The sequence below is a fragment of the Phenylobacterium sp. genome (genome assembly GCF_030645195.1).
Classification (GTDB): Bacteria; Pseudomonadota; Alphaproteobacteria; order Caulobacterales; family Caulobacteraceae; genus Phenylobacterium.
In genome coordinates, this window is record NZ_JAUSLW010000167.1 from 1 (window position 1) to 4,437 (window position 4,437).

The 4,437-nt window shown below is 66.4% G+C and carries 5 protein-coding genes; 2 read left to right on the forward strand and 3 right to left on the reverse strand.

Features of this window, described 5'->3' with window-relative positions:
* From Q7T09_RS13865 to Q7T09_RS13875, 3 genes are all read right to left on the reverse strand, one after another.
* The coding region (locus Q7T09_RS13865) for a UDP-glucose/GDP-mannose dehydrogenase family protein (protein ID WP_304700475.1) at positions 1-683 on the reverse strand (683 nt) is incomplete at its 3' end.
* 397 nt (positions 684-1,080) lie between these two features.
* Positions 1,081-1,383, reverse strand: coding sequence for a hypothetical protein (locus Q7T09_RS13870; RefSeq protein WP_304700476.1), 303 nt, complete (start codon positions 1,381-1,383; stop codon positions 1,081-1,083).
* A 254-nt stretch (positions 1,384-1,637) separates the two neighbouring features.
* Positions 1,638-2,588, reverse strand: a complete 951-nt coding sequence (locus Q7T09_RS13875; protein ID WP_304700477.1) for a tyrosine-type recombinase/integrase — start codon at positions 2,586-2,588, stop codon at positions 1,638-1,640.
* A 373-nt stretch (positions 2,589-2,961) separates the two neighbouring features.
* Here Q7T09_RS13875 and Q7T09_RS13880 point away from each other — a divergent pair, with 373 nt between their 5' ends.
* Positions 2,962-3,516 (forward strand): hypothetical protein, encoded by a 555-nt coding sequence (locus Q7T09_RS13880; RefSeq protein ID WP_304700478.1) that lies wholly within the window; start codon positions 2,962-2,964, stop codon positions 3,514-3,516.
* Positions 3,513-3,941: a hypothetical protein gene (locus Q7T09_RS13885; RefSeq protein WP_304700479.1), complete on the forward strand. Its 429-nt coding sequence runs from the start codon at positions 3,513-3,515 to the stop codon at positions 3,939-3,941. Before Q7T09_RS13880 ends, Q7T09_RS13885 begins: the two co-directional genes overlap by 4 nt.
* The last annotated feature ends 496 nt before the right edge of the window (positions 3,942-4,437 follow it).

Genomic DNA, 4,437 nt, shown 5'->3' on the forward strand with positions numbered 1-4,437 from the left:
CAGAGGTCGGCGATCTCGTTGATGTAGGTGATCTTCAGGGCCAGGAAGGCGTTGGCGGCGTACTTGATCAGCTCGCTGGTGCGGCGGCTGGTGAAGACGATGGGGGTCTCGTTCAGATAGAGCGGCCGGTAGAGCTCGGTCATCACCGGCCGGGCGCGTTCGTCCTCCAGGCCCACCACCACGCGGTCGGGGCGCTTGAAGTCCTCGATGGCCGCGCCTTCGCGCAGGAACTCCGGGTTGGAGACCACGGCGAACTGGGCGTCGGGGCGCGTGGCCTGGATGATGCGCTCGATCTCGTCGCCGGTGCCCACCGGCACGGTGGACTTGGTGACGATCACCGTGAAGCCGTCCAGCAGGCCGGCGATCTCCTCGGCGGCGGCGTAGACGTAGGAGAGGTCGGCATGGCCGTCGCCCCGGCGCGACGGGGTGCCAACGGCGATGAACACCGCGTCGGCCTTGGCGACCGCCGCGGCGGCCTCGGTGTCGAAGGACAGGCGCCCGGCCTTGACGTTCTGGGCCACCAGCACGTCCAGCCCCGGCTCGAAGATCGGGATGCCGCCGGCCCGCAGCCGCTCGATCTTGCCGGCGTCCTTGTCGATGCAGATCACGTCATGGCCGAAATCGGCGAAGCAGGCCCCGCTCACCAAGCCCACATAGCCGGTGCCGATCATCGTCACGTGCATCTTCTATCCCCGAGTTCGAGCAGGCCCTGCGTCAGGCCGGTACATCTTTTTGCGACGCAGCAAAAGTGGCGCCGGCCCAACAGTAGACTTCAGCCAAGCGGACCAATTTTGATGTTCGTTTCTCGGGAAGCCAATGCAGGCGCAGAGGATCGGCTGGCACCGTGTTCCGCAAATGTTGAGCAATAGCACGTCCGCAGGCTAGCGTCGGGCCTGTGAGATGGCTGCGCCGAGATGTAAGCGATTGCGCGCCTGCATGGCTACGCCCCTATGGTCGCACACCCGTAGTGCGAGACAAGGCGCTCTACGCCCAGCGTGAGCATCGGATGCTGGGACGGAGACCGGCTACGACCTCCTACAGGAGCAATTCAAGTGCCGGTTCAAGGCACCAATGGCGCCTTCAGAAAAACATATCACGAGCGGCCACGATCATTCCCGTCCAGCCCATCAGGCTTGCGACGACGAGGGCCAACACCAGCGGCCCGGCAGGCAGTCTGTCGGACTGACTATTCTCAGCGAAGCTGGCGGCCAGTTCAGCCTGCAGCGCACGGGCCGGGCTGCCGATCGCAGCGGAGGCTCCATCGGCGAGGCGTAAAGTCGAGGGAGCGAAGAGCAGCGCGTCGGCAAGCGCAGCGGCCTCAAGAGCCTCGTTTGACTCGTGGACCTCGCGGGCTACGAGAGGACGTTTCTGGGGGCGGGCCATCGCTGCGGTCTCTCCACGAACGACTCAACCTTGATCCCCTCAACTCTAATAAATCCTCTCCATGCATGGTCGCCGAACGCCAACCTGCGACAATCGGCCCACGCAGAGGTGGATTCGCCTCCTCAATACGTACCGGCGGCAAGGTGGACTCTTTCAAGGTCCAGATCCTGCCTCGGGCCCGGGAGACAGGGGTGACTGGCTCGCCTCCCCCTGCCTGTTGCTCACGGGAAACGCATCTGGTCTCCGCCTGGCGGTCAGGCCGCCCAGACATTCCAGTCCGCTTCCCCGACATACCGCCCCACCACATTCACCGAGGTCCAGCCTCCGGCGCTCATGATCTGCAGCAGGCTCTTGCCGGCCGTCATCAGGTCCTGGGCGGCGCCGACGCGCATGGAGTGCCCAGACAGGGCGGCGGTGGTCGGGGCGGGGACGCCGGCGCGCTGGGCGGCGGCCTTGAGGCGGCGGCTGACGGCGACGGAGAGCAGGCCCTTGGCCTGGAGGTTGCCGCCGATGACGGCGCGGAGGATTGGGCCCTCGTGGATGGCCGCCGCCTGCGTCCACTCGTCTAGGTGCGCCAGGGCGACGGCGGAGAGATAGCCCCAGCGGCCGTCGCCGAATTGGTCGTTCTTGGCGCGGCGCACCAGGATCTTGGCGCCGCCGTCCGACAGCCGGGTGAGGTCCTCCAACCTCAGGCAGACGAGTTCGGAGCGGCGGCACAGGGTGTCGTAGCCGATGGCGATCATGGCGCGGTCGCGTCGGCCGATCAGGGTGTCGGGGCAGGCGGCGATCAGCTGGTCGCGCAGGGCCGCGGTCAGACCCAGGGCTTGCCGGGGACGCCGGCGCTTCGAGCGCATGGCGCGCCGCAGGGCGATCGCGACCTCCTCGTCATCGACCGGGCACGGCAGGCGAAACAGGCGGTGGACCTTGCGGATGGCGGCCAGTCGGCGCTTCAGGGTGGAGGACGCCGACTTGACGGCGTCGGCGGCGATGAAGTCGGCGACCACCTGCGGGGTGGCGGGGAGCGGGGCGCGGTCGTTGCCCAGACACCATCTCTCGAAGATTGAAAAGTCGGAGCGATAGCTGCGCAGGGTGTGCTCGGAATAGGCCCCGTCGAGACGCTGGATCGCGGCCCGCCAAGGTGAAATCGGAGCGGCGGTGCTACCCTGTGATTTGTCAGCGTTGCCGATTCGAGGCTGAATTCCCATAATGGTAATGTAGTTACCACTAAAGCGCTGTCAATGATCACAGGAAGCCAAATCAGGTGTGCGCGCGCTGCGCTGAGGTGGACGGCGGCGCGTCTGGCATCTGAGGCTGACGTCGGAATTCAAACCATCATGCGCTTCGAAGCCCACGACGGCGTCCCCCCCAGCCGCTCCAGCACCCTTATGGACATCCGCGCCGCCCTCGAAGCCGCCGGCATTGAGTTCGTCGGCACGCCCGACGACGGTCCCGGCATCCGCCTTCGCAAGCCCCTCCAGGGAGGTCAGCCTGTCTAAGCCCACCGCAAAGAGAGGGCCGCGCGCCGCAAAGGTCGCCCCTGACGGGATCCCCTACACCCTCCCGTCTGGGCTCGGAGAGATGCTGGCGCCCGCTCACATCATCCGCACCGAAGACATCGACGCCTATGACACCCTGATGGACCAGTTCACCGACGCCATCCTGCCCCAGGACTTTGTCGAGTGGATGTGGGTCCGGGATCTGACCGATCAGACCTGGGAAGAGCTGCGCGCCAAACGCGCCCGAGCCGTCCGTTTGAAGCTTGCGAGACGCGAGACGGTGGAGCTGATCCTGAAGTCCCACTACCCCGCCAACACCCTGAAGGACGCCGAGATGGAGTTCGCGATCCAGAAGGATGTCGCTGACATCATGATGGGGGAGGAGATCCCGAAGGCGGGCTTCGATGAGATTCGCAAGCAGTTTGGAGTCACGGGCCTCGACAATTTCGGCGCCGCCTACCAGTCCTACCTGGCCGACATGGAGCGCCTCCAGCGCATCGCCGATCGCGCCAACGCCCGGCGCAACATGACCCTGCGCGAGATCGATCGGAGGCGTGACGCCGCCGCCCGGCGCGCGAGGGACACCGTCACGAGCGTCACCAGCGGCACTGGCGCAATCGACGCCGAGTTCGAATGACCACCGAGCCGCGGATTTCGGCCAATCGCCGGAACGCCGCCAAGAGCACAGGCCCCAAGACCCAGGCCGGCAAACACCGCGCCTCCGGCAATGCCTTGCGGCACGGCCTGACCGGCCAGGCGTCCGCGAACACCGACCTCATTCAGTCCATCGCCAAGGCGCTCGGCGGCGACCCCGCCCCAGACGCCCCCGCCCGTGAGGTCGCCCAGCTTGAGGACCTGATCCTGCGCATTCGCAAGGCCAAAGCCCAGGCCTACGACGACGCCCTGATCAGGATCACCAGCCAGGCATCGCCCGACATGCCGCGCGAAGAGACCGACGCCCTGGCCCTGATCGCCGCCGCGCCCGACCTGCTGAAGTTCGACGAGTACGAGCGCAAGGCGATGTCGCGACGGCGCAAGGCGCTTGCCGCCCTTGAACCCTAGGGATGCGACACCGCATGGCCGACGGAATGTATTGGCACGAATAATGTCATTACATTATTCGAGTGCGCCGGGCTGGTTTGGCGAAACGAACCCAATGCGCCCCACCCCCTACAACGGAGCGCCGTTGACTTCACCGGCGATCCGGCCATCCTGATGGGGCGTCGTGGCCGCCGGCGAAGGGGCTCCAGTGCGACGTCAAAGAGGCCCGGCGGTCGCCCGCGCGGGCCTCACTCAATTCCATTTAGGCGTCGGCGCCGACGGCGACCGATGAGGTTCTCAGAACCTCTCAGAGACCCGCCCATCCCACGACATCCCGCCTGGTCCCGCCACATCCCGCCTACCCGGGTTGCCTGCGGAATGTCCGATAACGCTGAACTGCATCCGTCAGATCGTTAGCTCGGCCACCTTCGCCACCCCGGCCGCCTCCAGCGCCGCGATCAACTCCGTCACCGTCGCCTGCAGCTCATCTGCATCCCGCCCCCGCAGCACCAGGTTC